General features: G+C 67.5%; 25 protein-coding genes. 12 read left to right on the forward strand and 13 right to left on the reverse strand.

All coding sequences use genetic code 11. The features are described 5' to 3' along the window. The first annotated feature begins 22 nt into the window (after nt 1–22). The 4 genes from AVR91_RS42850 to AVR91_RS22505 all read left to right on the forward strand — a co-directional run bounded on the left by AVR91_RS42850 (nt 23) and on the right by AVR91_RS22505 (nt 2,967). Nucleotides 23–310, forward strand: a complete 288-nt coding sequence (locus AVR91_RS42850; protein WP_143254066.1) for a hypothetical protein — start codon at nt 23–25, stop codon at nt 308–310. 218 nt (nt 311–528) lie between these two features. Next, a complete protein-coding gene (locus tag AVR91_RS22495) occupies nt 529–1,341 on the forward strand; it encodes a basic amino acid ABC transporter substrate-binding protein (protein ID WP_063275314.1) in 813 nt (270 codons plus the stop codon). Nucleotides 1,342–1,411: 70 nt separating this feature from the next. Continuing rightward, nucleotides 1,412–2,215 (forward strand): amino acid ABC transporter permease, encoded by an 804-nt coding sequence (locus AVR91_RS22500; protein WP_063275315.1) that lies wholly within the window; start codon nt 1,412–1,414, stop codon nt 2,213–2,215. Further along, entirely contained in the window at nt 2,212–2,967 is a 756-nt protein-coding gene (locus AVR91_RS22505; protein ID WP_016338197.1) for an amino acid ABC transporter ATP-binding protein, read from the forward strand. The genes AVR91_RS22500 and AVR91_RS22505 overlap by 4 nt, the downstream gene beginning before the upstream one ends. Here the strand turns inward: AVR91_RS22505 and AVR91_RS22510 are convergent. The 5 genes from AVR91_RS22510 to AVR91_RS22530 all read right to left on the reverse strand — a co-directional run bounded on the left by AVR91_RS22510 (nt 2,964) and on the right by AVR91_RS22530 (nt 6,843). Continuing rightward, complete coding sequence (locus tag AVR91_RS22510; RefSeq protein WP_016338196.1) at nt 2,964–3,707, reverse strand: ESX secretion-associated protein EspG; 744 nt, start codon at nt 3,705–3,707, stop codon at nt 2,964–2,966. The two genes, AVR91_RS22505 and AVR91_RS22510, sit on opposite strands and share 4 nt — an antisense overlap. 1 nt (nt 3,708) lies before the next feature. Beyond that, on the reverse strand, nt 3,709–4,914 hold the full coding sequence (locus AVR91_RS22515) for a hypothetical protein (protein WP_063275316.1): 1,206 nt from the start codon (nt 4,912–4,914) through the stop codon (nt 3,709–3,711). Between the two features lie 5 nt (nt 4,915–4,919). Further along, nucleotides 4,920–5,525, reverse strand: coding sequence for a DUF3558 domain-containing protein (locus AVR91_RS22520; protein WP_063823174.1), 606 nt, complete (start codon nt 5,523–5,525; stop codon nt 4,920–4,922). Beyond that, nucleotides 5,525–6,031 carry a hypothetical protein gene (locus AVR91_RS22525; protein WP_063275317.1) on the reverse strand — a complete coding sequence of 169 codons (507 nt, stop codon included), beginning with the start codon at nt 6,029–6,031 and terminating at the stop codon, nt 5,525–5,527. Before AVR91_RS22525 ends, AVR91_RS22520 begins: the two co-directional genes overlap by 1 nt. A 173-nt stretch (nt 6,032–6,204) precedes the next feature. After that, nucleotides 6,205–6,843, reverse strand: coding sequence for a DUF3558 domain-containing protein (locus AVR91_RS22530; protein ID WP_228709297.1), 639 nt, complete (start codon nt 6,841–6,843; stop codon nt 6,205–6,207). Nucleotides 6,844–7,119: 276 nt separating this feature from the next. Here AVR91_RS22530 and AVR91_RS22535 point away from each other — a divergent pair, with 276 nt between their 5' ends. Both AVR91_RS22535 and AVR91_RS22540 read left to right on the forward strand, forming a co-directional pair. Further along, nucleotides 7,120–9,465: a hypothetical protein gene (locus tag AVR91_RS22535; RefSeq protein ID WP_063275319.1), complete on the forward strand. Its 2,346-nt coding sequence runs from the start codon at nt 7,120–7,122 to the stop codon at nt 9,463–9,465. Between the two features lie 35 nt (nt 9,466–9,500). Then, nucleotides 9,501–9,962, forward strand: coding sequence for an SRPBCC family protein (locus AVR91_RS22540; protein ID WP_063275320.1), 462 nt, complete (start codon nt 9,501–9,503; stop codon nt 9,960–9,962). A 261-nt stretch (nt 9,963–10,223) separates the two neighbouring features. On the opposite strand, the gene AVR91_RS22545 is transcribed toward AVR91_RS22540, so the two are convergent. Beyond that, complete coding sequence (locus tag AVR91_RS22545) at nt 10,224–10,793, reverse strand: hypothetical protein (RefSeq protein WP_063275321.1); 570 nt, start codon at nt 10,791–10,793, stop codon at nt 10,224–10,226. Between the two features lie 179 nt (nt 10,794–10,972). Between AVR91_RS22545 and AVR91_RS22550 the strand changes: the two genes are divergently transcribed. From AVR91_RS22550 to AVR91_RS22560, 3 genes are read left to right on the forward strand one after another with little or no spacing between them, the layout of a single operon-like run. Further along, nucleotides 10,973–12,781: an NHL domain-containing thioredoxin family protein gene (locus AVR91_RS22550; RefSeq protein ID WP_063275322.1), complete on the forward strand. Its 1,809-nt coding sequence runs from the start codon at nt 10,973–10,975 to the stop codon at nt 12,779–12,781. Between the two features lie 40 nt (nt 12,782–12,821). Continuing rightward, complete coding sequence (locus tag AVR91_RS22555; protein WP_007032412.1) at nt 12,822–13,115, forward strand: GroES family chaperonin; 294 nt, start codon at nt 12,822–12,824, stop codon at nt 13,113–13,115. A 30-nt stretch (nt 13,116–13,145) separates the two neighbouring features. After that, nucleotides 13,146–14,978: a VanW family protein gene (locus AVR91_RS22560; protein ID WP_063275323.1), complete on the forward strand. Its 1,833-nt coding sequence runs from the start codon at nt 13,146–13,148 to the stop codon at nt 14,976–14,978. Nucleotides 14,979–14,981: 3 nt separating this feature from the next. On the opposite strand, the gene AVR91_RS22565 is transcribed toward AVR91_RS22560, so the two are convergent. From AVR91_RS22565 to mug, 6 genes are all read right to left on the reverse strand, one after another. Further along, on the reverse strand, nt 14,982–15,698 hold the full coding sequence (locus AVR91_RS22565) for a leucine-rich repeat domain-containing protein (RefSeq protein WP_063275324.1): 717 nt from the start codon (nt 15,696–15,698) through the stop codon (nt 14,982–14,984). Nucleotides 15,699–15,720: 22 nt separating this feature from the next. Next, nucleotides 15,721–16,014, reverse strand: coding sequence for a GlsB/YeaQ/YmgE family stress response membrane protein (locus AVR91_RS22570; RefSeq protein ID WP_038521684.1), 294 nt, complete (start codon nt 16,012–16,014; stop codon nt 15,721–15,723). A 73-nt stretch (nt 16,015–16,087) separates the two neighbouring features. Further along, nucleotides 16,088–16,363, reverse strand: a complete 276-nt coding sequence (locus tag AVR91_RS22575; RefSeq protein WP_016338181.1) for a GlsB/YeaQ/YmgE family stress response membrane protein — start codon at nt 16,361–16,363, stop codon at nt 16,088–16,090. A 124-nt stretch (nt 16,364–16,487) separates the two neighbouring features. Then, entirely contained in the window at nt 16,488–18,332 is a 1,845-nt protein-coding gene (locus AVR91_RS22580; RefSeq protein WP_063275325.1) for an acyl-CoA dehydrogenase, read from the reverse strand. A gap of 149 nt (nt 18,333–18,481) precedes the next feature. Beyond that, complete coding sequence (locus AVR91_RS22585) at nt 18,482–19,282, reverse strand: response regulator transcription factor (protein ID WP_063275399.1); 801 nt, start codon at nt 19,280–19,282, stop codon at nt 18,482–18,484. 282 nt (nt 19,283–19,564) lie between these two features. Next, the gene (gene mug / locus AVR91_RS22590) at nt 19,565–20,116 is read right to left on the reverse strand and encodes a G/U mismatch-specific DNA glycosylase (protein WP_063275326.1); all 552 of its coding nucleotides are present in this window, start codon (nt 20,114–20,116) and stop codon (nt 19,565–19,567) included. A gap of 28 nt (nt 20,117–20,144) precedes the next feature. On the opposite strand from mug, the gene AVR91_RS22595 reads away from it, so the two are divergent. Then, complete coding sequence (locus AVR91_RS22595; RefSeq protein WP_063275400.1) at nt 20,145–20,798, forward strand: class I SAM-dependent methyltransferase; 654 nt, start codon at nt 20,145–20,147, stop codon at nt 20,796–20,798. A 97-nt stretch (nt 20,799–20,895) separates the two neighbouring features. After that, on the forward strand, nt 20,896–21,078 hold the full coding sequence (locus AVR91_RS22600; protein WP_063275327.1) for a hypothetical protein: 183 nt from the start codon (nt 20,896–20,898) through the stop codon (nt 21,076–21,078). On the opposite strand, the gene AVR91_RS22605 is transcribed toward AVR91_RS22600, so the two are convergent. Then, nucleotides 21,013–21,666 carry a VanZ family protein gene (locus tag AVR91_RS22605; RefSeq protein WP_063275401.1) on the reverse strand — a complete coding sequence of 218 codons (654 nt, stop codon included), beginning with the start codon at nt 21,664–21,666 and terminating at the stop codon, nt 21,013–21,015. The genes AVR91_RS22600 and AVR91_RS22605 overlap by 66 nt on opposite strands. A gap of 150 nt (nt 21,667–21,816) precedes the next feature. On the opposite strand from AVR91_RS22605, the gene AVR91_RS22610 reads away from it, so the two are divergent. Then, complete coding sequence (locus AVR91_RS22610) at nt 21,817–22,305, forward strand: GNAT family N-acetyltransferase (RefSeq protein ID WP_063275328.1); 489 nt, start codon at nt 21,817–21,819, stop codon at nt 22,303–22,305. Nucleotides 22,306–22,312 lie beyond the last annotated feature (7 nt).

Raw genomic sequence — 22,312 nt, forward strand, 5'->3', positions numbered from 1 at the left:
CATGCAATTTTCAAGGGGAATTGTGAAGAATCTTGTGAAGACGTTCATCGTGGCCGGTGCCGCAGTGGCGGCGCTGGCCGTTCCGGGTGTCGCGATGGCAGCTCAGGACGGTGCCGCGGCGCCGTCGACCAGTGTCGGCGTAACGGATGTCACGAGTCGTTGGTGCGGTCACAACTACGATAGCTGTATCCGTGAGCGGAGCGAATTCGCCCGGTATTACAACGTCGGGCCGCTCGAGTACTTTCCTGTCGACCCCAGTTGTGCGGGTATCTGCTACAACGGCTACAGGTTCCAATACTGGCCCAAGTAGATAGGGCGGCGGTGGGGCGCTTCGGCGCCCCACCGTGTTTCACGTGCCGGGCCGGTCGAACCCCTGTCGGGACCCACCGGGACCCGAGGTCGGCTCCATCCCGTCGTCGGGACGATCTTCGCTAGAAACAGCGCTGTAACGTCTCGGTGCTGTGCTTGCCGCCGGATGAGTGGCACTATGCATGCTCTCGACACATGGGAACTACAAGGAGTGACGACGTGGCTCGATTCAAAGCGCTCGCCCTGATCCCGGCGCTCGCCCTGGCCGCGGGTGCGCTGTCCGCGTGCGGCGAGGAAGGCGGAACCGCGGCCGGCGGCGTCCAGCTCGTCGCGTCCGGCAAGGTCACCACCTGCACGCACCTGCCCTACCAGCCCTTCCAGGTCAAACAGGGTGACAAGATCGTCGGCTTCGACGTCGACCTGGTCGACCTGGTCGGCAAGAAGCTGGGTGTCGAGCAGAGCATCGTCGACATCGCCTTCGAGAACATCGAGTCCGGCGAAGCGATGAACAGCGGACAGTGCGATCTCGCCGCCGCCGGGATGACGATCACCGACAAGCGCAAGGAGAAGTTCGACTTCTCCGACCCGTACTTCGAGGCGACCCAGGCCCTGCTGGTCAAGACCGGTTCGCCGATCAAGGACCTCTCCAACGTGGCGGGCAAGAAGATCGGTGTCCAGTCGGCCACCACCGGCGCCGACTACGCCAAGGAGAAGGCGACCGGCGCCGAGATCGTCACGTTCGACGACCTCGCCCTGCTGGAGCAGGCCGTCAAGAACGGCACGGTCGACGCGGGCGTCAACGACAACGGCGTGCTCTACGACTTCGCGAAGACGAACCCGGACACGACGGTCGTCACCGAGTTCAAGACGAACGAGTTCTACGGCATCGGCGTGAAGAAGGGCAACACCGCCCTCCTCGGCAAGATCAACGAGGTGCTCAAGGCCGCCGCGACGGACGGCTCCTACGCGCAGATCTACCAGAAGTGGTTCGGCAAGGCGCCGACCTGGCAGCCCGGAGCTGCGTCGAACTAGTCGAAGCCGCCCTGTGGCCGGTGCCGAGCGCACCGGCCACAGGCTTGTCGTCACCTGTTTGAGGAGAGAAATGGCTTTGAGCCGCCGCCAGCGACGTTCGGCGTTCCGGACCGGGCAATACGTCCTGCTGCTGGTGATCGTCATCGTGCTCGCACTGCTGGCCGATTGGAGCAAGATCGGCAAGGCGTTCTTCGATCTCGAAGTCGCCGCCAAGCAGTTCCCTGACGTCATCACGGTCGCGCTGAAGAACACCGTCATCTTCACCGCGCTGGGCTTCGCGCTCGGCCTCGGGCTGGGCCTTCTGCTCGCCCTCATGAGACTTTCGTCCGTGGGCCCGTACCGCTGGTTCGCGCGCGGGTACATCGAGTTCTTCCGCGGGCTTCCCGCGCTGCTGATCTTCCTCGCGGTCGGCATCGGTGTCCCGACGGCCTTCAACACGAACCTGCCGCGCAATATCGCGATCATGCTCGCGCTGGGCATCGTGTCGTCCGCCTACATGGCGGAAACCATCCGGGCCGGTATCCAGGCGGTGCCGCGCGGGCAGGTGGAGGCCGCGCGTTCGCTCGGTATGTCACCCGCCCGCACGATGATCACCGTCGTGATCCCGCAGGCGTTCCGGATCATCCTGCCGCCGCTGGCCAACGAGCTGATCATGCTGACGAAGGACTCTTCGCTGGCGTTCCTGCTCGGCACCACCCCGGCGCAGCAGGAACTCGCGCAGTTCAGCCGTCAGGCGCTGCTGGAGGCGAAGGGCCTGACCCCGATCGTCGTCGCCGGTCTGTGCTACCTCGTCATCACCATTCCGCTGTCGATCCTGCAGCAGCGGCTAGAAAAGAAATACGGAGCCGGAGTGCCCGGCGGAGGAACGGTATGAGCACCCAGACGATCGTCGAAGTTTCGGGACTGCACAAGGCGTTCGGCGAGCTCGAGGTGCTCAAGGGCATCGATCTGGAGGTTCAGCGCGGCCAGGTCGTCTGCATCATCGGCCCGTCGGGATCCGGCAAGTCGACGTTGCTGCGCTGCGTCAACCTCCTCGAAGAGCCGCAGCAGGGCAAGATCGTGGTCAACGGCAGCGAGATCACCGATCCGGACGTCGACATCGACGGCGCCCGCACGAAGATCGGCATGGTCTTCCAGTCGTTCAACCTCTTCTCGCACCTGAGCGTGCTCGACAACCTCACCGTCGCTCAGCGCAAGGTGCTGAAGCGCGGCAAGGAAGAGGCGGAGCGCGTCGCGCGGGAAAACCTCGCGAAGGTCGGGCTGGCGGAGAAGGAGTCTTCGCTGCCGACGCAGCTTTCCGGCGGTCAGCAGCAGCGCGTCGCGATCGCGAGGGCGCTGTCGATGAACCCGGACGTCATGCTGTTCGACGAGCCGACGTCCGCGCTCGACCCCGAACTGGTCGGCGACGTCCTCGCCGTCATGCGGCAACTCGCGCAAGAGGGCATGACGATGCTCGTCGTCACGCACGAAATGCAGTTCGCGCGTGAAGTGGCCGACATCGTGCTGTTCATGGACGGCGGCGTCGTCGTCGAGCAGGGCGCGCCGGACCAGGTGATCGGGGACCCGCAGGAGGAGCGCACGAAGACGTTCCTCTCGCGGGTCCTGAACCCGAACCACCAGGGCTAACGTCCGCGAAGCTGCGACTCCAGCTGGACGACCTTCGCGACGATTTCGTGCGGCCCGGCGCCCATGAGGCTCACCCAGCCCTTGGCGTCCGGGCCGAACACGACGCGGCCGTGTTCGGTGTCCATCCAGCCCGGCGGCCTTTCGACGCGTTTCCGGTTGCCGCCACCGTCACGGATGGCGACGTAGAGCCGTCCGAAGAAGGTGTGCGGCGACCGGATCCACTGGAGGATCTTCTTGGCGTCGCGGATGCTCGGACCGGTGCCGGTGAGCATCTCGCCCTTCATCAGGACCTGGAGATCGGCTTCCGAGCAGTTCAAGGACGGCGTGCGCGCGGCGGGCGCCTCGGGGAGCAGACCGGTGAAATCCTGCGCCAGCGTGTCCGGCCGCGTCGGCGTCAGATAGACGACCTTGTCGACCAAAACGACGTTGACCGCTTCCCGCCCACTTCCCGCGGCGCGAACCGTCCGTTCACGCCCCTCGGACTTCACCCACGAGTAGTACTCCACCGCCGGCCGCTGCAGGAACCGCAACGTGTCGAGGAATTCGTCGTCGATCCGGCCGCGCCTCAGCAGTCCTTGTCTGTCCAATTCGGACTGTGCGGTGGCGGCGAGCTCGCGCCGTTCCTCGGGCAGATACCACTGCGCACCGCGGACGAGCGTCGGATGGATGTCGCCGAGATTGTGTTGGTCCAGCAGGGTTTCGTAGGTCTGGAGCGTCAGTTCGACGGGTTTCTGCAGCACGTCACGCGCCGATCACCGGCGGAACCGGCTTGTCACCGTCGTACCCGCCGAAGAGTGAGTCGCCGTCCTCTTCCTGCAGCGTGATCTTGCGCTGGTGCTCCTCGTCCTCGCCGCCCTTGCCCTTGCCGGCCCCGGCGCCCATCCCGCCGCCGCCCATACCCGGCGCTCCGGGCCGCCCCGCCGCCGCGGGCCCGCCGCCCGCCGGTGTACCGCGCATCGCGCCTTCACCGGGCATGGCGGCGCCGACGCCGCGACCGGGCCCCATGCTCCCCGGCCCGCCCGTCGACCCACCCGGCCCGAACCCGCCGCCGGGCCCGAAACCAGGTCCGAAGCCGCCGCCCGATCCCGGTCCGAATCCGTTGCCGCCACCGGGTCCGCCGCTGCCGGGTCCGAAGTTGGGGGACCGGAAGTCGCCTGGCCTCGCTTGCATCCGGTGGCTCGTGCTGGACAGGTCGGTCCCATCGTTCGGCTGCGGCGACGGCAGCGGCCGCGGCATCTGCGGCACCCGCGGCGCCGGCGGAACCTGCGGGGGCCTCGGCGCCTGATACCCCTCGGCCCCCGGAGGCGCGCTGTACGAACTCGGCCCGCCGGTGTACCCGCTGGGACCACTGTGCCGCCCGGAGTCGCCGGGCCCGCCGCTAAACCCGCTGACCTTGGTCTGGCCGGGATCGATCGGATCCGGTGTGATCGGCCCCGACGAGACGTTCGGATCATGCGCGGCCGGATAGACCGGCGCGAGCGACTGCTGCCGCGGCTGGGTGCTTTGGTAATACGGCTCGTAGATCTCGACGTTGTGCTTGGTGTCGGCGTCGAACTTCGCCGCGGCGATCTCGTCGTCACTCGCGCCGATGGACAGGATGTCCTCGGGCCCGCTGTCCCCCGCGCGCTCCTTCTCGACCGGGCGGACATTGCCGCGCGTGTAATGGAAGGAGGCGTTCTGGTCGTACATCGACTGGCGGGCGCGGTCCATGTTCTCGCCGGCGATCTTGGACGTCGCGATGAGCGGGGCGAGGCCTGCTGTTCCGCTGTCGGCGGCCTTGCCCTTCCAGAAGGTACTCAGCGCCGTTTGGCTTTTCTCCAGCGTGATGCTCATCTTGTGATGGACGTCCATCAAGGTGTGAGAGGCCTGCTGTGCTTTGTCGAGGGTGCCGGTGGTGTCGGGGTTGGCGTTGAGCTTGGTGTAGATCTCCCAACCGCTGTAGGTCATGGGCCCTACGCTCCCTTGAGGTTCTTGATCGCCGCAGCCGCTACCTTGGTGGCCATTCCGCAGGAATCAGAATACGAAGGGTGGTCGCTACCGAGCCGCGGAATGACGGTGTAAACGAGGTCGTCTCGAATGCCGACAGCGAGGGTGCAGGTCCCAGGTCCTTCGCCGCCATTCGCGTAGACGACAGCTGGGTATCCGTCAACTTGTTCGACTGGTTTGAAGGTCGTCAAGCCTCCGGTCGCGTTCTGTGCGTAGAGAGAACTGAGTCCTTCTTTGTTACCGGCGACAAGCCCTGCACTGACGGTGTTCGCCCCTTTGGCGAAGATCCACGCGCAGGCTTTGCCCATGGTCAGATTCTCTTGTTCAGTGCGTTCGACTTTGCCGCCGAGTGACTCGACCTCAGCCGTGGGGACGGCCGCACACGGGTCGGACTCGAACTGCGCGGTGTTGGCGATCGGATTCATGACGGCTGGGGCTCCGTTCGACGGAAGACCTGTCGAGGACGGAGCACCGGTCGGCGTGGGAGTACCGGACTTCTGGTCGCTGCAACCACCGAGAAAAGCTATTGAGCTCAACGCCGCAATGGTCAAAACCGTGGCCTTGGGTCGCATCAGTCGATCTTTCCAATCTGGCGGAGCGCGTCGATCGCGGCTTGGTCTTGCTCTTGGTAAGCAGTCCGTATCTGGATCAGGGTGTCGACGTAGGCACGGGTGTACAGCTCCGCACCCTGGAGGAAGCTCTTGTATTCGGTACCGGACTTATTCGCCGCGGCTGTGTAACCCTGGCTGCCGACCTCATCACCAGGTGGCTTTATCTGGTCCAGCCATACACTTTCGTTCTGGGCAAGCCTGAAATCGTCCTTCAGGCAGTCCTCAAGGGATTTGATCACGTTGTCCATGGCTTCCGGGTCAAACTCCCAGCCGCCGTTCGCCGAGGCAGCTGCGAAGTCGGCCTTTGCCTGCCCTGCGCCGAGATTGCGGTAGTCCGGCGGTGGGGGTGGCGGAGGCGGCGCTGCGGCGGCGCCCTGAATCAGCCCCGATCCTTGCGGCGGCGTCTGCGGGCTGGGTCCGTTGATCTGGTCGTAGACCCCTTGAGGCCCGCTTCCCGGTCTCGTCATGTCGTGCCTCCCCGCACGGGCCGCGATGGGGCCGCGACCTACCCGTAGTTCCCTACTGACTCCAACCGGTGACGATAGCAGCAGATAAACCGGTGATCAGCACCTTCGTGGAAGATCACCATCGAAAGATGTGGACATCGATGTACTTTGTCCCGATCGACGGTTTCGTGTGGTCAGGAACCCTTCAGATTCTTGATTGCCGCTGCGGCCACCCTGGTCGCCATACCGCAGGGATCGGAGACCAGGGGATTCCCGGATGACAGGTGCGGGATCACCGTGTAGACGAGGTCGTCCCGGATGCCGACCGCGAGGGTGCAGGTCCCTCTGCCTTCGCTGCCGTTGGCGTAGATGACCGCAGGATGTCCGCCGACCGGCTCCACGGGTCTGAACGTGGTCAGGCCACCGGTCGAGTTCTGTGCGTATAGAGCGCTCAAGCCGTCCTTATTGCCGACGAGAAGCCCAGCGCTTACCGTGCTGGGGGCTTCGAGGAAAAGCCAACTGCAGTTCAGGCCTCCCGCTAGCTCGACAGTGCGTAAGCGCTCGACCTTGCCGCCGATCTCTTCGATCGTCGCTGTCGGGACCGCGCTGCACGGATCCGTCTCGACTCTTGTCGTGTCGTTGATCGGGTTCGGTACGGCAGGTGCGCTGTTCGAGGGCAGGTGCGATGATGGCTTCGCAGGTGGCGGCGGTGTGTTCTTGCCTTTTTCGTCGCAGCCGCTCAGCATTGCGGCGGTGATGGCGACGAGCGACAGAAGGACCGTTGAACGCGCCATACTGCCGGTCCGACGGGACCTATCGCCCAGTTCTTCCATGTCGTGCCTCCCCGCACGGGCCGCGAAGGGCGCGACCTACCCGTAGTCCACCACTGACTCCGGTGAGTGACCGTAGCAGCGAACCGCCGCCCTGGCGGCGAATCCGGTCAAGATCACCGCCGCGGACGCAAACGACCTGTTCCAGCACCCGGGGCGGCCGTTCTGCCGTCGCGATCCCGTGGCATGTTCCGGTCTACTGTCCCGGGCCACTTGCGAACCCCGTGCGTGATCGGCTTCGCTTGGGGCTGAAGAACGACGGGGGAGGGAAGCGAAACGATGCCGGGTTTTCGGCGCAACAACGGGCCGCGTGATCCGGGGGAAGGTGACCAGAACGGCGACACGTCCCTGCCGCCGCTCGACCCGTTCGACCCGAACCCCGACAAGCGGTACGAGGTCCCGGCGTCCGAGCTGATGAAGCCGGGGACGACGGGGCTGCTCCGGTGGCGCCGCCAGGCGACCAACGCGCCGATCGTGCAGGTCGAGGACGCGTACATCACCGGGACGCTCGATCTGCGCGCCGCCGACATCAAGTATCTGTTCCGGTTCGAGCGGTGCCGGTTCGAGCATCCGCCGGACGTCCGCGAGGCGCATCTGCTCGGGCTCGTGTTCCGCAAGTGCTGGCTGCCCGGGCTCAAGGCGCGCAATCTCCGTACCCGCAACGACGTCCGCCTCATCCGCAGTGTCGTGCACGTCGACGCCGAGCACGAGATCGAGGAGACCACGGTCCAGCGCGGCGACGATCGCGAGCGCGGGATGCCCAACGCGGCGGTCAATCTCACCGACGCGGTCATCGAGGGTTCCGTCGTGCTGACGCGTACGGTGATCACTCATCCGCGCGGCAAGGCGATCCAGGCCGACCGGGTCAACATCGTCGGCGCGCTGCTGGCGTATCGGTTGGTGGCCAACGGAGAAGTCCGCATCCCGGGTATGCGGGCAGGCGGTAACGTCAACTTCTCCGGCGCGACGTTGAACAACCGGGACGGCTTCGCGCTCAACGGCAACGGCATCCACATCGGCGGCAGCCTGCTGTGCGAGGTGGACAACTATGGGCCCGCCGCGCAGCGGAAACGCTTCTCCGCCAGTGGGATCATGTTCCTTCCGAGCGCCACTGTGGACAGTGACATCATTTTCCGCGAGGCCAAGCTCTCGGTGAACCAGTCCGGGCCGATCGTCGTAGACGCGTGGAAGTCGAACGATCCGTACATCGATCCGCGGCCGGCGTTGGTCGCGGATCGTTCGACGGTCAACGGAAACCTCGAGCTGAGCGACGGCATGCAGGCCACCGGGACGTTGCGGATGGTCAACGCCCGCATCGGCGGTTCGCTGCGGTTGGCCGGGGCCGAGGTCCAGGTCGTCCGCGGGCAGAGCATTCCCTACTACGACCGTGCCATCCACCTCGACGGGACCACCATCGGCGGCGATCTCGAGGCGACGAGCCTGCGGGTGCCGTCCGGGCAGCTGCGCATGGCCGACATCACCGTCGGTGGCAACGTGCTGGCGTGGAACTCGATGTTCCTGCACCCGCGCCGCGACGTCTTTTCCGCGCGGCGCGCGAAGATCGCGGGCAACTTCCAGCTCACGGACGCGACCGTCCAGGGCACCTTGCGGCTGCAGGGTGCGGAGATCGGCGGCAGCGTGAACCTCTTCGGCACGAGCCTGACCGAGCCCGGTGCGCGCACGCGGACCAGCTATTCGCTGGACGTCCGAACCGCGCGGATCGGCAGGGATCTGATCCTCACCGAGAACAAGGAACGCCCGTTCGTCGCGCAGGGCGGGGTCAACCTCGACGGCGCGCAGATCGCACGCCGCGTCGACTTCCGCGGCGCGCGGCTCGGTTCCCTGCCGCAGCACGGGATCGCGCTCGACGGCAGTGACGTGTCGGCCGACGAATTCCTGCTCACGCCCGCCGTTCCCCCGGACGGCCGCATCGTGCTGCGCCGGGCGCATTGCGGGACGCTGGGCGACAACGAGGCGTTCTGGGCGTCGGCGACGGGGATCGAGCTGGAGGATTTCCGTTACGACGCACTGCAAGAGGACATCGCGCTCGACGACGACCGGGCGATCGACCATCGGATCGCCTTGCTGCGCAAAGCGATGGACGGTTACCGGCCCGGCCCCTACGACCAGCTGGCGGCGACGCTGCGCGCGTCCGGTAACGAAGAGCACGCCTCCACGGTGCTGCTGAAGAAGCAGCAGTTCCGGTACGAGGCGCTCGCGAAGGGCTTCAAGTTCTTCGGGCCCGGCGTGCACGTGTGGAGCTGGTTGCAGCGGTCGATGGTCGGGTACGGCTTCCGTCCGGTGCGTGCGCTCGGCTGGCTGCTGACGCTGCTCGTGCTGGGCAGTCTGTGGTTCGGGTTCGGCGTCGACGACTGCGTCACCAAGCCCAATCTCACCGTGAGCGGGCCGCGCTGCCTGGTCAACCAGGACGACACCGGGCTGCAGTGGAACCCGGTGCTGTACACGATCGACCTGCTGGTTCCGATCGTCGACTTCGGCAACAAGTCACGGTGGTACATGCACGGCATGGACAACTGGGTCGCCGCCGGGTTCACCGCTTCGGGCTGGGTGCTGGCGACGACGGTCGCGGCCGGGATCAGTCGTATGCTCCGCCGCGACAACTGAGGGTATTTCACATACCATCAGTACGGAGGTATGTCATGACGGAGCCCAGCGCCACCGGAAAGATCGCGATCGCCGCCCCGCCCGAGAAGGTGTATTCCCTGGTCAGCGACCCGGGTGCGCTCGCGGGCATGGCCGAGGAATACGAGGGACACCGCTGGGTCGGCGCCGCGGGAGCCGTCGTCGGAGCCAAGTTCCGCGGGCGAAACCGCCGTGGGTTCCGTCGCTGGAGCACGCTCTCGACGATCACGGACGCCGACGAGGGCAAGCGGTTCGCGTTCGAGGTGACCACTTTCGCCGGCCTTCCCGTCGCGCGCTGGCAGTACGACATCGAGGCCTCGGGCGACGGGTGCGTGGCCGTCGAGAGCACGTGGGACCGGCGGCCGGGCTGGCTTCGCGGGCCGACGTCGCTGTTCACCGGGGTCTGGAAGCGGGACGACGCCAACCGGGCGAACATCGCCGCGACGCTGGCCCGGCTGAAGGCCGCCGCCGAATCCTGACCCATACCACGGTGGGTCGCGGATCACCGAAAAGAGCAAGGGACCTTTGCTACCACTTGGGGCACATGTGGTGGCGCACGACGCTCAACGCCACCACATGTAGCGATCCCAATCCGAAAACTCAAGGTATGAACGGACCGTTCATCACGCGTCGAGAGCTGCCGACAGGGCCAGCGCCCCCAATGTCACATCGGTGACGTCCAGTGCCCCCAATGCCGCATTGGGGGCGGCGAAGCGCCGCGGTGAACGCCCAAGCGCCGTTCATTCGACGAACCGCGACCAGAACTCGACGGGCCGCGGCCCGCCCTCCGGAGGCGGGCCCAGCGGCTGGCCGCAGAAGTCGTGCTGCAGGTATCCCCGCAGGTCGTAGCCGTAATAGACGATGTCGGTCTGATACACCGACAGCACCGGATATCCCGTGCTCCCGGCGATCCCGGGCAGATACCGGTGCCCGCAGACGGGTACCAGCTGCGGGGCGAGCGCCAGGTGCGATCGGGCCCGCGAAAGCGCGTCCGCGAGGTCGATCGGGCGCATGCCCCAGTCCGGCAGCCAGAAGCCGTTGTGTTCGACGTCGTAAAGCACCCCGTCGACCGGCCAGTCCAGGCGTTTTCGCAGTTGATCGGGGTTGCCGCAGCGCCAGTCCGGCCAGCGGTCGCCGATCGGCACCCCGGCGGACAGGAACGTCCGGTGGTCGGCGGCGAACCGGAAGCCGAAGCGGGCTTCGACGTCGTCGAGCTCGGCCTCGCTCAACCCGGGACGCACGGGTTCGGCCAAGCTCGCCTGGAGGTCGTGTGCCTCCTCGATGGTGAAGGCGTGCTCAACAGTGGACATGTGTTCGAGCCTAAATTGCACAACGCGAAGGCGCCTTCCCTTTTAACACCCCGCCCTCATCACCCACATGGGCCTCCTCCCGAGGGGTGAGCTCGCCCTCTCAACGCCTGGACCTCGGAACAGCACGGCCGCACGTGTAGTTCACTCATGTCGTGACTTCCCCACGAACGCAGTCCCGTGTGCGCGCGCCCGAGCTCGCCGGCGACGGGTGGCTCAACACCGGCGGCGAGCGGATCACGCTCGCCGGGCTGCGCGGCCGCGTCGTCCTGCTGGACTTCTGGACCAGCGGCTGCATCAACTGCCTGCACGTGCTGGACGAGCTGCGCCCGCTGGAGGCCGAGTTCGCCGACGTACTGGTGACCATCGGCGTGCATTCGCCCAAGTTCCTGCACGAGGGCGAGGCGGCCGCGATCGAGGCCGCCGTACGGCGTTACGAGGTGCACCACCCGGTCCTCAACGACCCGAAGATGACCACCTGGTCGCAATACGCGGTCAAGGCGTGGCCGACGCTGGTCGTCGTGGACCCCGAGGGTTACGTCGTCCACGTCGCCGCCGGCGAGGGGCACGCCGAGGCGCTGCGCCGGGTGATCGCCGACCTCGTCGCGACCCACGAGGCCAAGGGCACGCTCCGCCGCGGCGGCAGCCCGTACGTCCCGGCCGAGGAACAGCGCACCGAGCTGCGGTTCCCGAGCAAGGCCGTCACCACCGCCGAAGGCCGCATCCTGGTCGCCGACACCGGCAACCACTCCATCGTCGAGTTCGCCTCCGACGGCGAGACCATCATCCGCCGCTTCGGCAGCGGTGAGCGCGGCGCACAGGACGGGCCCTTCGACCTGGCGAGCTTCACCGAGCCGTCCGGGATCACCCTGCTGCCGTACGAGGTCGCCGAGCGCGCGGGCTATCACGCCGTCGTCGCCGACACGGCCGGTCACCGGCTGCGCGGTATCGACCTGATCACCGGCGAGGTCTCCACCGTCGCCGGCACCGGCCGCCAGTGGCGCGACGGCGTCGACACCGGCAAGGCGCTCGACATCGACCTCACGAGCCCCTGGGACGTCGCCTGGTGGGGTCCCGCGGGCGGCGTCGTGGTCGCGATGGCGGGCAACCACACGCTGAGCGTGTTCGAGCCGGTCTCGGGCACCATTCGCCGCTTCGCCGGCACGACCGTCGAAGGGCTGCGTGACGGCGACGTCCACGAAGCGTTCTTCGCGCAGACGTCCGGCCTGACGCCCGACGGGCAGAAGCTGTGGCTCGCGGACGCGGAGACGTCGGCGCTGCGCTGGATCCAGCCCGAGGGCGAGACGTTCACCGTGCACACCGCGGTCGGCGTCGACCTGTTCTCCTTCGGCCACGTCGACGGACCCGCCGACAAGGCGCTCCTTCAGCATCCGCTCGGCCTCGCCGTGCTGCCCGGCGACACCGTCGCGATCGCCGACACCTACAACGGCGCCATCCGCCGTTACGACCCGCTCACCCGCCAGGTCATCACGCTCGCGACCGGGCTCGCGGAGCCGTCCGGGCTGCTGGTGCACGACGGCGAACTGCTGGTCGTCGAGTCGGCGGGCGGCCGGATCGGGCCGGTGCCGCTCGGGGAGCAGGCCGTGGCGGGCGACGCGCACGCGGTCCGTCGTCCGCCGACCGTGCTGGCGCCGGGCGAGCTGGAGTTCTCCGTCGTCTTCACCCCGCCGCCTGGCGAGAAGCTCGACGACCGGTTCGGCCCGTCGACGCGGCTGGAGATCAGCGCGTCGCCGCCGGAACTGCTCGCCGACGGCGCCGGGGTGGGCACCGACCTGTTCCGCAAGCTCCGCTTCGCCGAGGGCGTCACCGGGGGAGTCCTGCAGGTCGTCGCGCAGGCGGCGAGCTGTGACGACGGCGGCGAGCATCCCGCCTGCCGCATCACCCGGCAGGACTGGGGCGTGCCGGTGCGGTTCGAAACCGGCGGAGAAAGCGTGCTGAGCCTGGTCATGGCGGGCGACCCGGGTAAGTAGAGTCGTACCTGTGTCAGATCGGCCGAAACTCGAGATTCAGATGCTGCAGGACAGGGTGCTCGTGAAGCTGTCCCCCGAGGACGGGGAGCGCCGAAGTTCCGGCGGCATCGTCATCCCCGCCACCGCGCAGGTGGCGCGGCGGCTCGCGTGGGGTGATGTACTGGGCGTGGGCAACAGTGTGCGGAACGTCAAGACCGGCGACCGCGTGCTGTTCAACCCGGACGACCAGCACGAGGTCGAGATCCAGGGCGAGGGGCACCTGGTGATGCGGGAACGCGACATCCACGCCGTGGCGACCGAACGGACCGAACACGGCACGGGGTTGTACCTGTAACTCGAGCCACGGGAGGGGCGGTGAGGGGCGGTGCGCGAAGACCATGACGACCTGTTCACCGAAGACCTCCTCTCGGCCCCCGAAACCGATGAGGGCCTGGTGGACGAGCTCTTCGAGGGCGACAGGGTGGTGCATCCGCCGCCGACGCCCGCGTCGAAGTTCCGCAAGGGACTGGGCAAGGCCCTGATGCTCACCGGCGTGCTCATGGGCCTGTTCGTGCTCCTGTACGCGGTCGATCTGATCGTCAGCGCCGGAGACGTCCCGCGCGGCGTCACGGTCGCCGGGATCGACGTCGGCGGTCTCACGCACAAGGAGGCCGAGTCGAAGCTTCGCCGTGAGCTGGAGCCGAGGCTGATCGAGCCGGTCCGGGTACGGGCGGGAGACGTCCGCACGGTGCTGTACCCGACGTCGTCCGGGCTTGGCCTGGACTGGCCGCAGACGCTGGGCCGCGCCGGGCATCAGCCGCTGAGCCCGTACACGCGGCTGATGTCGTTCTTCACCAGCCGCGAGGTCGGCGTCGTCACCTGGACCGACGCGCCGAAGCTCGAAAAGGCCGTCTCGGACCTCGCCGCCACGAAGCTGAACCGCCCGCCGGTCGAAGGGAACATCACCTTCCAGCCGATCGCGGGCACCGACGGCGGCGTCGTCCCGGCCGCGGTCGAACCGCGGAACGGCCAGACCCTCGCCGACCTCAAGGAGGCGGTCACCGCGATCACCGACGGCTGGTTGAGCGACGACGGTGTCGAGCTGAAGGTGAACGTCGCGCCCGTGAAGGCGACTTCGCCGGGGGTGCACGCGGCGCTCGTCAAGATCGTTGTCCCGGCCGTCGCGAAGCCGCTGCTCATCCGCGGTGAAGGCAAGGACGCGACGCTGAAACCGGACGTGATCGCGGGCTCCTTCCAGTTCGCCGCGCGCGACGACGGTAACCTCGAAGTGCGGATCGACCAGGGCAAACTGCGGGCGGTGGCGCAGCCGCAGCTCAAGGAGACCGAGACCGACGGCGCCGACGCGCAGATCGTCTTCGTCGGCGACCGGCCCGCCGTCCAGCCGTCGAAGGACGCGAGGAAGGTCAACTGGGACCTCACGTTCTCGTCGCTGACCTCGACGCTCGCCAAGAGCGAAGAGCGGGAGCTGAAGGCGGTCTACGACGCCAGCAGCCCGGCCGTCAGCACCGAGGCGGCGAACGTCCTCGGCATCAACGAGGTCATCGGCGAGTTCACCACGTCCGGTTTGAGCGGGCCGGCGATGACGAACGTGCAGGCGCTGGCCGCCAGGGTCTCCGGCAGCATCGTGAAGCCGAACGAGCGGTTCAGTCTCGGCGCGCGGTCCGGGCCGAGGACGGCGGACGCGGGCTACGTGCCCGCCCCGGTGAACGAGGACGGCACCGGGCCGGTCGTGGTCGGCGGCGGCGTCTCACAGCTCGCGACGACGCTCTACAACGCCGCGTACCTGGCGGGCCTCGCCGACGGCGGTCACCTTGAGCACGACAACTACCTGGACCGGTATCCGGTCGGGCGCGACGCCAAGGCGATCAACACCGACGGATCGCCGGTCGACCTGCAGATCGTCAACGACGCCCCGACCGGGATCGCGATCCAGGCGATCCCCGCCAACGGCTCGGTGACGGTGCGGATCTGGGGTACGAAACGGTTTTCGGTGCAGAGCGTCGCCGGTGAGCGGCATTCGTACGTCCCTCAGCCGGTGCAGATGGGCTCAGGGCCCGGCTGCGTCCCGGATCCCGGCGCTGCCGGGTTCAGCACCTCGGACACCCGCGTGCTCGTCGACGTCGTCACCGGTACGGAGGTCCGCCGGGAGACCCGCAACGCGACCTACTCGCCGAGGGCCGCGATCATCTGCGCCTGAGCTTCACCGCAGCACCATGCAGCCCCGCGCCTCGAAGTCCGCGAGCCACGGAGGCTCGCGCAGTTCCTTGTTCCACCGCAGATCCAGTTTGTCCAATTTGGACAGCCGGGTGATGGACTCCGGCAGCGAGGTGAGCCGGTTCTCCCGCAGGTCCAGCTGACGCAGCTCGCTCAGGTCGCCGATGGAGGACGGCAAGGACGTCAACAGGTTCTTCCGCAGGTGCAGTTCGCGTAGCGCGGAAAGCGTCCCCATCGATTCCGGGATCCCGGTCAATCCGTTGCCGTACAAGCGGAATTCGCGCAGCGAAGCCAGCCCGGAGAGGTCTTCCGGAAGCGTGGGGATGCGGTTGTCCGTGCACCCCAGGTATTTCAGCCGCCCGAGCGAACACAGCGCGGCGGGGAACTCGGTCAACCGGTTGTCGCTCACGTAGAGGTATTCCGTCAGCCCGGAAAGCTCGCCGAGTTCGTCCGGCAGGACGGAAAGTTCGTTGTGCCCCAGATCCAGCGTGTGCAGATTCCGCAACGCGCCGATGGCGGGCGGTACGGAGGTCAGCCGGTTCGTGGCCAGATTCAGCACGCGGAGTCCGGAAAGCGACCACAGCTCGTCGGGAACGGACGTCAGCCGGTTGTCGTACAGATCCAGGTACTCCAGCGTCGCCGGAAGGGGGATGCCGGACAGGGAGGTCAGCCCCTGGCCACCGAGTTCGAGCCGAGTGGTCACAGGGGCCGACCGTAGTCCTGGGTCAGGTCGCGGCGCGATGCCCGCCCTTGATCTTGGCGTAGATCGCGGCCGCGGCGATCACGCCGACGATGGCCGCGCCGACCTGGAAGGCGTGCCGGATCCAGTCGATGCCCGCGGTGTCACGGACGCCGAACACGCCGGCCAGCCAGTTGCCGATGAACGCGGCGACGATGCCGACGACGATCGTCAGCCACATCGGGATCTTCTGATCGCCGGGCGCGATCATCCGGCCGATGACGCCGAGGATCAGCCCGACCACGATCGTGGTGATGATGCCCCAAAGGCCACCCAACATGGTTCCTCCTTCGCTGGAGAATCGAGTGAACCCACGGTGACACCGAAACCGGCTCGTCGCGCCTCAAGACCCCTTACCGGGTGACACTGCGGCGTCCGTAGAGGTTCGCGGCCAGCGTGACCCCGATACCGGCGATGACGATCTGGGTGATGAGTTCGAGCCAGTCGAAGCCCTTCGTGTCCGCGTAGCCGAGCCCGCGGGCGATCGCGGTGCCGATGAAGGCGGCGACGATACCGACGACGATGGTCAGCCAGATCGGGATGGACTGCTTGCCGGGGGCGAAGAACCTGCCGAGCACCCCGAGGATCAGGCCGACCACGATCGCCGTGATGATGCCGGTGACTGTCATTGAGACTCCTTTGCCGAGGTCTCCGCCAACGGGCGGACTCAGCACGGAAATTCCCCCGGAAATCCTCCTCGAAACCACGAAGAGCCCCCTCCGGGCCGGAGAGGGCTCTTCGTCACGAAACCGTTTAGAACGCGGCTTCGGGGATGTCCATGAGGCTGTTGTCCGCGGCCTCGACGATCGCGCGGCGCGAAGTCAGCTCCGGCAGCACGTTCTTCGCGAAGAACGACGCCACGGCGAGCTTGCCCTCGTAGAACGGGACGTCCTTCGCCGACGCGCCCGAGTCGAGCTTGCCGATGGCGACCTCGGCGTGCTTGATGAGCTGCCAGCCGATGAGCAGGTCGCCGACCGACATCAGCAGGCGGACCGTGTGCTGGCCGACCTTGTTGATGTTCTGCGGGTCTTCCTGCGACGAGGTCAGGTAGCCGATCAGCGAGCCGAGCATGCCCTGGGTGTCCTCGAGCGCCTGCTTGAGCAGACCGCGCTCGTTCTTGAGCCGCCCGTTGCCGATCTCCGACTCGATGGTCTTCGTGATCTCCCCGGCGACGTAGGCCAGCGAAGCGCCCTTGTCGCGGACGATCTTGCGGAAGAAGAAGTCCAGCGACTGGATGGCCGTGGTGCCTTCGTACAGCGAGTCGATCTTCGCGTCACGGATGTACTGCTCGATCGGGTAGTCCTGCAGGAAGCCCGACCCGCCGAGGGTCTGCAGCGACTGCACGAGCTGCTCGGTCGCACGCTCGGAGCCGACGCCCTTGACGATCGGCAGCAGCAGGTCGTTGACGCCGTGCGCGATCTTCTGCGAGGCCTCGTCGCCCTCGCCGGTCCACACCTGGTCCTGGAAGGTCGCGGTGTAGAGGTACACCGCGCGCAGGCCCTCGGCGTACGCCTTCTGCAGCATCAGCGAGCGGCGGACGTCCGGGTGGTGGGTGATGGTGACGCGCGGCGCCGCCTTGTTCAGCATGTTCGGCAGGTCCGCGCCCTGGACGCGCTCCTTGGCGTACTCGAGCGCGTTGAGGTAGCCGGTCGACAGCGTCGCGATGGCCTTCGTGCCGACCATCATGCGGGCGTACTCGATGACCTGGAACATCTGCGCGATGCCGTCGTGCACCTCGCCGAGCAGCCAGCCCTTGGCGGGGGTGCCGTGCTGGCCGAAGGTCAGCTCGCAGGTGGTGGAGGCCTTGATGCCCATCTTGTGCTCGACTCCTGTGACGAAGGCGCCGTTGCGCTCGCCCAGCTCACCGGTCTCGCCGTCGAAGTGGAACTTCGGCACGAGGAAGAGCGAAAGGCCCTTGGTGCCGGGTTTGGTCTCGATGCCGGGGCCCTCGGGGCGGGCCAGCACCAGGTGCATGATGTTCTCGACCATGTCGTTCTCGGCCGAGGTGATGAACCGCTTCACGCCGTCGATGTGCCAGGAGCCGTCCTCCTGCTTGACGGCCTTGGCGCGGCCGGCGCCGACGTCGGAACCGGCGTCGGGCTCGGTGAGCACCATGGTGGCGCCCCAGCCGCGGTCGATCATGATCTGCGCCCAGCGCTTCTGCTCGTCGGTGCCGTTCTTGTCGACGATGCCGGCGAAGTTCGGGCCCGCCATGTACATGAACAGCGGCGCGTTGGCACCGAGGATCAGCTCGGCCGCGGCCCACTGCACGGTCGGGGGCAGGCCGAAGCCGCCCAGCTCGTTCGGCAGGCCCAGCCGCCACCATTCGCCGTCCATCAGCGCCTGGTAGCTCTTCTTGAACGACTCGGGGATCTTCACCGAGAAGGTCTTCGGGTCGTACACCGGCGGGTTGCGGTCCGCGTCGGCGTACGAGTCGGCGAGGGGACCGGAAGCGAGCTTGTTCAGCTCGGTCAGCACGCCGCGGGCGGTCTCCTCGTCGGATTCCGCGAGGACGCCCTTGCCGAGGCGGTCCTGCACGCCGAGGACCTCGAAGAGGTTGAACTCCAGGTCTCGGACGTTGCTCTTGTAGTGGCCCATTTCGTCACTCCAATGTGTTCGGCTCCCCGGCCGGGCACACGTCCCTACTCGCCGGTAACATCAGGATATTACCTGTGGGTAACCGGCGGCAAGTGAATGGCCACTGTTGTGATGTGTAAATCAGCAATACGGGGGGTCTCGGCGCCGGTTCAGCGGGGCGACGGCGCGACCGAAGTGGCCGCCTGCGGCTCCGCCGGGGTGTGCGCGTCGTCGGGACTCGCCACCAGGATGCCGGAGCGGAACGCGATCGTCACCGCGTGTGTGCGGTCGCGGGCCGAAAGCTTGCGCAGGATGCTCTTGACGTGCGTCCGCACGGTTTCGACGGACAGGAACAGGATCTTCGCGATCCCGGAGTTCTCCAGTCCCTCGGCCACCAGCTGCAGGACCTGGTACTCGCGGCGGGACAGCGGCATCAGGCCGCGTGCGGTCGCCGGTTTGGGGGCGTCGCCGGGCTTCGGGAGCACGGGCTGGCGCTTCGGCCGTGCCGTCAGCGCGGCCAGCGTCGGGTCGATGTAGCGGCGGTCGCTGTGCGCGCGCCGGATCGCCTCGGCGAGATGCCGCCCGTCGGTCGCCCGCGGCACGATCGCGTGCACGCCGGCCGCGATGGCCGCGGCGAGGTACTGCTGGGTGCGGTTGGTGTCCCTGATCATCGTGATGATGACCAGCGCCGGGTCGCCGCCGCTGAGCAGCCGGGACAGATGGCAGTTCGGGTCGAGCGCCGAATCCAGCACGATGACGTCCGGTTTGAGCTGCTCGCACAGCTGGAGCGCGGCGTGGTGGCTCGCCGCGTGGCCGAGCCAGGTCAGCCCCGGCGTGCGGTGGACCAGCGAGCTCAATCCCTCGCAGAAGATCGGGATCGGATCGACGGCGGCCACGCCGAGTCCGCGGCCGCCTGGCGACAGTCCGCCAGGCCTGCCGGCCTGCGTTCGGTTCGGCTCGATGCTTCGCATCACGGACCCCTCCGTTTTCGTGCCCGCCATCTCCGGACGAGAGGACTCGGAAGTCCATTCGGTGACCACTGCCCCCCGGCGTGGTCACCCTCGTCAACCGGTCCCCCCTGCGGGACCGGACAGAGATGACACCTCGTAACTATTACGAGTCGGTAGGTCGGGGCACGTGACGCGATATCCCCCTCATAGATGTATCGCCTCGTCGCAGCAAACTCTGCGTATCTGCTGGTTGTGGATCTCTTGCTCGAATGAGCGCGCCGGCGGGAGATCCTGACCCGTTCACTACTCAGAGTGGACTTCGGCGCGGAGGCGCCCGAACTCGTCCCCGAGCGCCGCGGGCGTCCAATGCGCGTTCAACCCGCTCGGATTCGGCAGCACCCAGAGCCGTGCTCCGCCGATCTCGGTGTCTTGCGGACCGATCTTCGCCTTCGGCAGGCCGAACGCGATCCGGTAGGCCGTGATCCCGACCACCGCGAGCCAGCGTGGCCGGAATTCGGCGACCCTCGCCGTGAGCAGGCGGCCGCCTTCCCGGAACTCGTCCGGCGTCAGCTCGTCGGCCCGCGCCGTCGTCCGCGCGACGACGTTCGTGATGCCGAGACCGAGGCCGAGCAGTTCGTCCTGCTCGCTGGGGTCGAGCAGACGCGGGGTGAAGCCGCCGCGGTACAGCGCGGGCCAGAACCGGTTCCCCGGCCGGGCGAAGTGCAGGCCGAGGGCGCCCGAGTAGAGGCCAGGGTTGATCCCGCAGAACAGCACGTCCAGATCGGGCGCGATGACGTCGTCGATGGTCTTGCCGTAGGCGGCGGCCAGCTCGTCCTTGGTCGGTTTGGTCCTCACCCGGCCAGTTTCCGGCACGCTGGCGGGTATGGAGCAGGGGGCGTTCACGGCGGACGGCTGTTCGGTGGAGGTGTACCGGCTGCTGCCGCCGGGCGACGAGCCGGGCATCGTGCACGCGGCGGCCCCGGCGGGGGCTTCGATCCTGGAGCTCGGCAGCGGCGCCGGGCGGGTCGCCCACGCGCTGCTGGAGCTGGGGCATCGGGTGGTCGCGGTGGACGACTCGCCGGAGATGCTGGCCCACGTCCGCGCCGAAAAGGTGTGCTCGAAGATCGAAGACCTGCGGCTCGGCCGGGTCTTCGACGTGGTGTTGCTCGGCAGCCACCTGATCAACACCGCCGCCGCGGCCGACCGCGCGGCCTTCCTGGCCACCGCCCGAGCGCATGTCGCACCCGGCGGGCGAGTGCTCGTCGAATGGCATCCGCCGGAGTGGTTCGACTCGGTCCGCGACGGCCAGGGTGGCAGGCTCGGCGAGGTCGACGTCCGGCTCGGCCAGGTCGTCCGTGACGGAGACCTGCTGTCGGCCGTCGTGCGCTATGCGGCGAGCGACCGGTGGTGGAGCCAGGCCTTCACCTGCCGACGGCTGGAACCGCCGGCCCTGAAAGCCGCCCTGACCAGCGCAGGCCTGGTCTTCGAACGCTGGCACACCGAAGACCGGACCTGGTTCTCGGCGAGCCCCGAGTGACCTGCGACACCCACTTTCGTCTCAAGGGGTGGTCAACTCAGCACGATATGCGTACTGTTTGTGATCTCGCACACAAGGTCGTCTTCGAGGAGGGGTTTTGCAGCTCTCGCTCATCCTCGGCTTGGTCGCGTTGATCTTCGTGGTGGCCACCGTGCTGGTGATCGCGGAAGACCGGCGGGCCGCGCGGCGCGCGGCTCAGCGACGGCAGGCGAGGCTAGCGGATCTGGGCGAGGTCGACCCGCTCGCGGCGCGGAAGCTGAAGCTGAAGCTCGACCGTTGAGGGGGCCGGCTTCCGCACGAGGCTGAGCAGCAGTGCCCCGGCGATCCAGCCGAGCATCGCGCCACCGGTGTTGTTGAGCAGGTCGTCGACGTCGAAGATCCGGTAGACGTAGGGCGCGGTGCCGAAGTTCGCGGTCAGCTGAGTGACCTCGATCAGCAGCGAAGCGGCGAAGCCGATCAGCGTCGTGCCGACGAGGCCGCGCTTCCAGAGCGTCCTGGCGAAGAAGCCGAGCGGGACGAACAGCAGCACGTTCATGGTGGCCTGCTGGAAGGTCTGCGTGGTGAACCAGTCGGCCATCGGCAGCCCGTGCTTGAGCAGTTCGGTGTGGATGTCGGCGACCCACTGGAACGGGTTCAGCTGCACGGTCTGGCTCAGCCGTTTGACACCCGGGCCGGGCAGCGGAAGGAAGGTCACGGCCAGCGTCATGGTCCCGTAGAGCAGCACGGCGGCCATGGTCAGGACGGGGCGAAGCCGCACTCGGCCGTGCCGCGCGTGCAGGATGATCAGCTGCGGGATCAGCACCGTCGCCCAGAGCGCGAAGAAGCCGATCAAGCCGTACTGCAGGGCGGTGACCTGTGCGTTCGTCATGACCATGACGTTATGGATCACGAGGGGTCCGGCACTTCGGTCGAAGGGCCGCGGCCGACGGCGCCGGATCGGCCGAGTGGCCGACCCCGATCTTGGCCGATCGGCGATATTCGTTCCGCGATCAGCCCGCCGACGTGGGATTCTGCCCGGATGTTGCTCGTTCGACGGCTCGTCCCCTCGGACCTCGACGTCTTCCGCGAGGTCCGCCTGCGTGCCCTGACGGACACCCCCGAGAACTACGGCTCGATCGCCGCGGCCGAAAGCGCGCAATCGGATGAGGAATGGCTCGCGAAGCTGGAGGGCGACGTCTGGTTCGCCGCCTTCGACGACGGGCGTCCGGTCGGTCTCGTCGCCGGCCGGGTGCGGGACGACGGCTGGATCGTCTACTCGATGTGGGTCGCGCCCGAAGCCCGGGGCCGCGGGCTGGGCACCAGGTTGATGGGCGAGGTGCGGTCGGCCGCCGAAGACGACGGCGCGCGTGAGGTGTGGCTGCACGTCGCGGAGGACAACGACCGGGCGCGGCGGCTGTACTTGAAGCTCGGCTTCATCGCGACGGGTGAACTGGAGCCGATGCCGAACGACGTCACCCGACGGCGCGAACGTCTTTATTTACCTGTTACCGCCGGTAGCAGTAAATAGCTTAACC

Source organism: Amycolatopsis keratiniphila subsp. keratiniphila, assembly GCF_001620365.2.
In the GTDB taxonomy this organism is placed as follows: domain Bacteria; phylum Actinomycetota; class Actinomycetes; order Mycobacteriales; family Pseudonocardiaceae; genus Amycolatopsis; species Amycolatopsis keratiniphila.

Bases quoted from the DNA above. Each gene is read 5' to 3' on its own strand.
- AVR91_RS22500 (WP_063275315.1), top strand. From the start codon at position 1,412: ATGGCTTTGAGCCGCCGCCAGCGACGTTCGGCGTTCCGGACCGGGCAA.
- AVR91_RS22505 (WP_016338197.1), top strand. From the start codon at position 2,212: ATGAGCACCCAGACGATCGTCGAAGTTTCGGGACTGCACAAGGCGTTC.
- AVR91_RS22515 (WP_063275316.1), bottom strand. From the start codon at position 4,914: ATGACCTACAGCGGTTGGGAGATCTACACCAAGCTCAACGCCAACCCC.
- AVR91_RS22520 (WP_063823174.1), bottom strand. From the start codon at position 5,525: ATGCGACCCAAGGCCACGGTTTTGACCATTGCGGCGTTGAGCTCAATA.
- AVR91_RS22525 (WP_063275317.1), bottom strand. From the start codon at position 6,031: ATGACGAGACCGGGAAGCGGGCCTCAAGGGGTCTACGACCAGATCAAC.
- AVR91_RS22530 (WP_228709297.1), bottom strand. From the start codon at position 6,843: ATGGAAGAACTGGGCGATAGGTCCCGTCGGACCGGCAGTATGGCGCGT.
- AVR91_RS22535 (WP_063275319.1), top strand. From the start codon at position 7,120: ATGCCGGGTTTTCGGCGCAACAACGGGCCGCGTGATCCGGGGGAAGGT.
- AVR91_RS22540 (WP_063275320.1), top strand. From the start codon at position 9,501: ATGACGGAGCCCAGCGCCACCGGAAAGATCGCGATCGCCGCCCCGCCC.
- AVR91_RS22545 (WP_063275321.1), bottom strand. From the start codon at position 10,793: ATGTCCACTGTTGAGCACGCCTTCACCATCGAGGAGGCACACGACCTC.
- AVR91_RS22555 (WP_007032412.1), top strand. From the start codon at position 12,822: ATGCTGCAGGACAGGGTGCTCGTGAAGCTGTCCCCCGAGGACGGGGAG.
- AVR91_RS22570 (WP_038521684.1), bottom strand. From the start codon at position 16,014: ATGTTGGGTGGCCTTTGGGGCATCATCACCACGATCGTGGTCGGGCTG.
- AVR91_RS22575 (WP_016338181.1), bottom strand. From the start codon at position 16,363: ATGACAGTCACCGGCATCATCACGGCGATCGTGGTCGGCCTGATCCTC.
- AVR91_RS22580 (WP_063275325.1), bottom strand. From the start codon at position 18,332: ATGGGCCACTACAAGAGCAACGTCCGAGACCTGGAGTTCAACCTCTTC.
- AVR91_RS22585 (WP_063275399.1), bottom strand. From the start codon at position 19,282: ATGCGAAGCATCGAGCCGAACCGAACGCAGGCCGGCAGGCCTGGCGGA.
- AVR91_RS22595 (WP_063275400.1), top strand. From the start codon at position 20,145: ATGGAGCAGGGGGCGTTCACGGCGGACGGCTGTTCGGTGGAGGTGTAC.
- AVR91_RS22605 (WP_063275401.1), bottom strand. From the start codon at position 21,666: ATGACGAACGCACAGGTCACCGCCCTGCAGTACGGCTTGATCGGCTTC.
- AVR91_RS22610 (WP_063275328.1), top strand. From the start codon at position 21,817: ATGTTGCTCGTTCGACGGCTCGTCCCCTCGGACCTCGACGTCTTCCGC.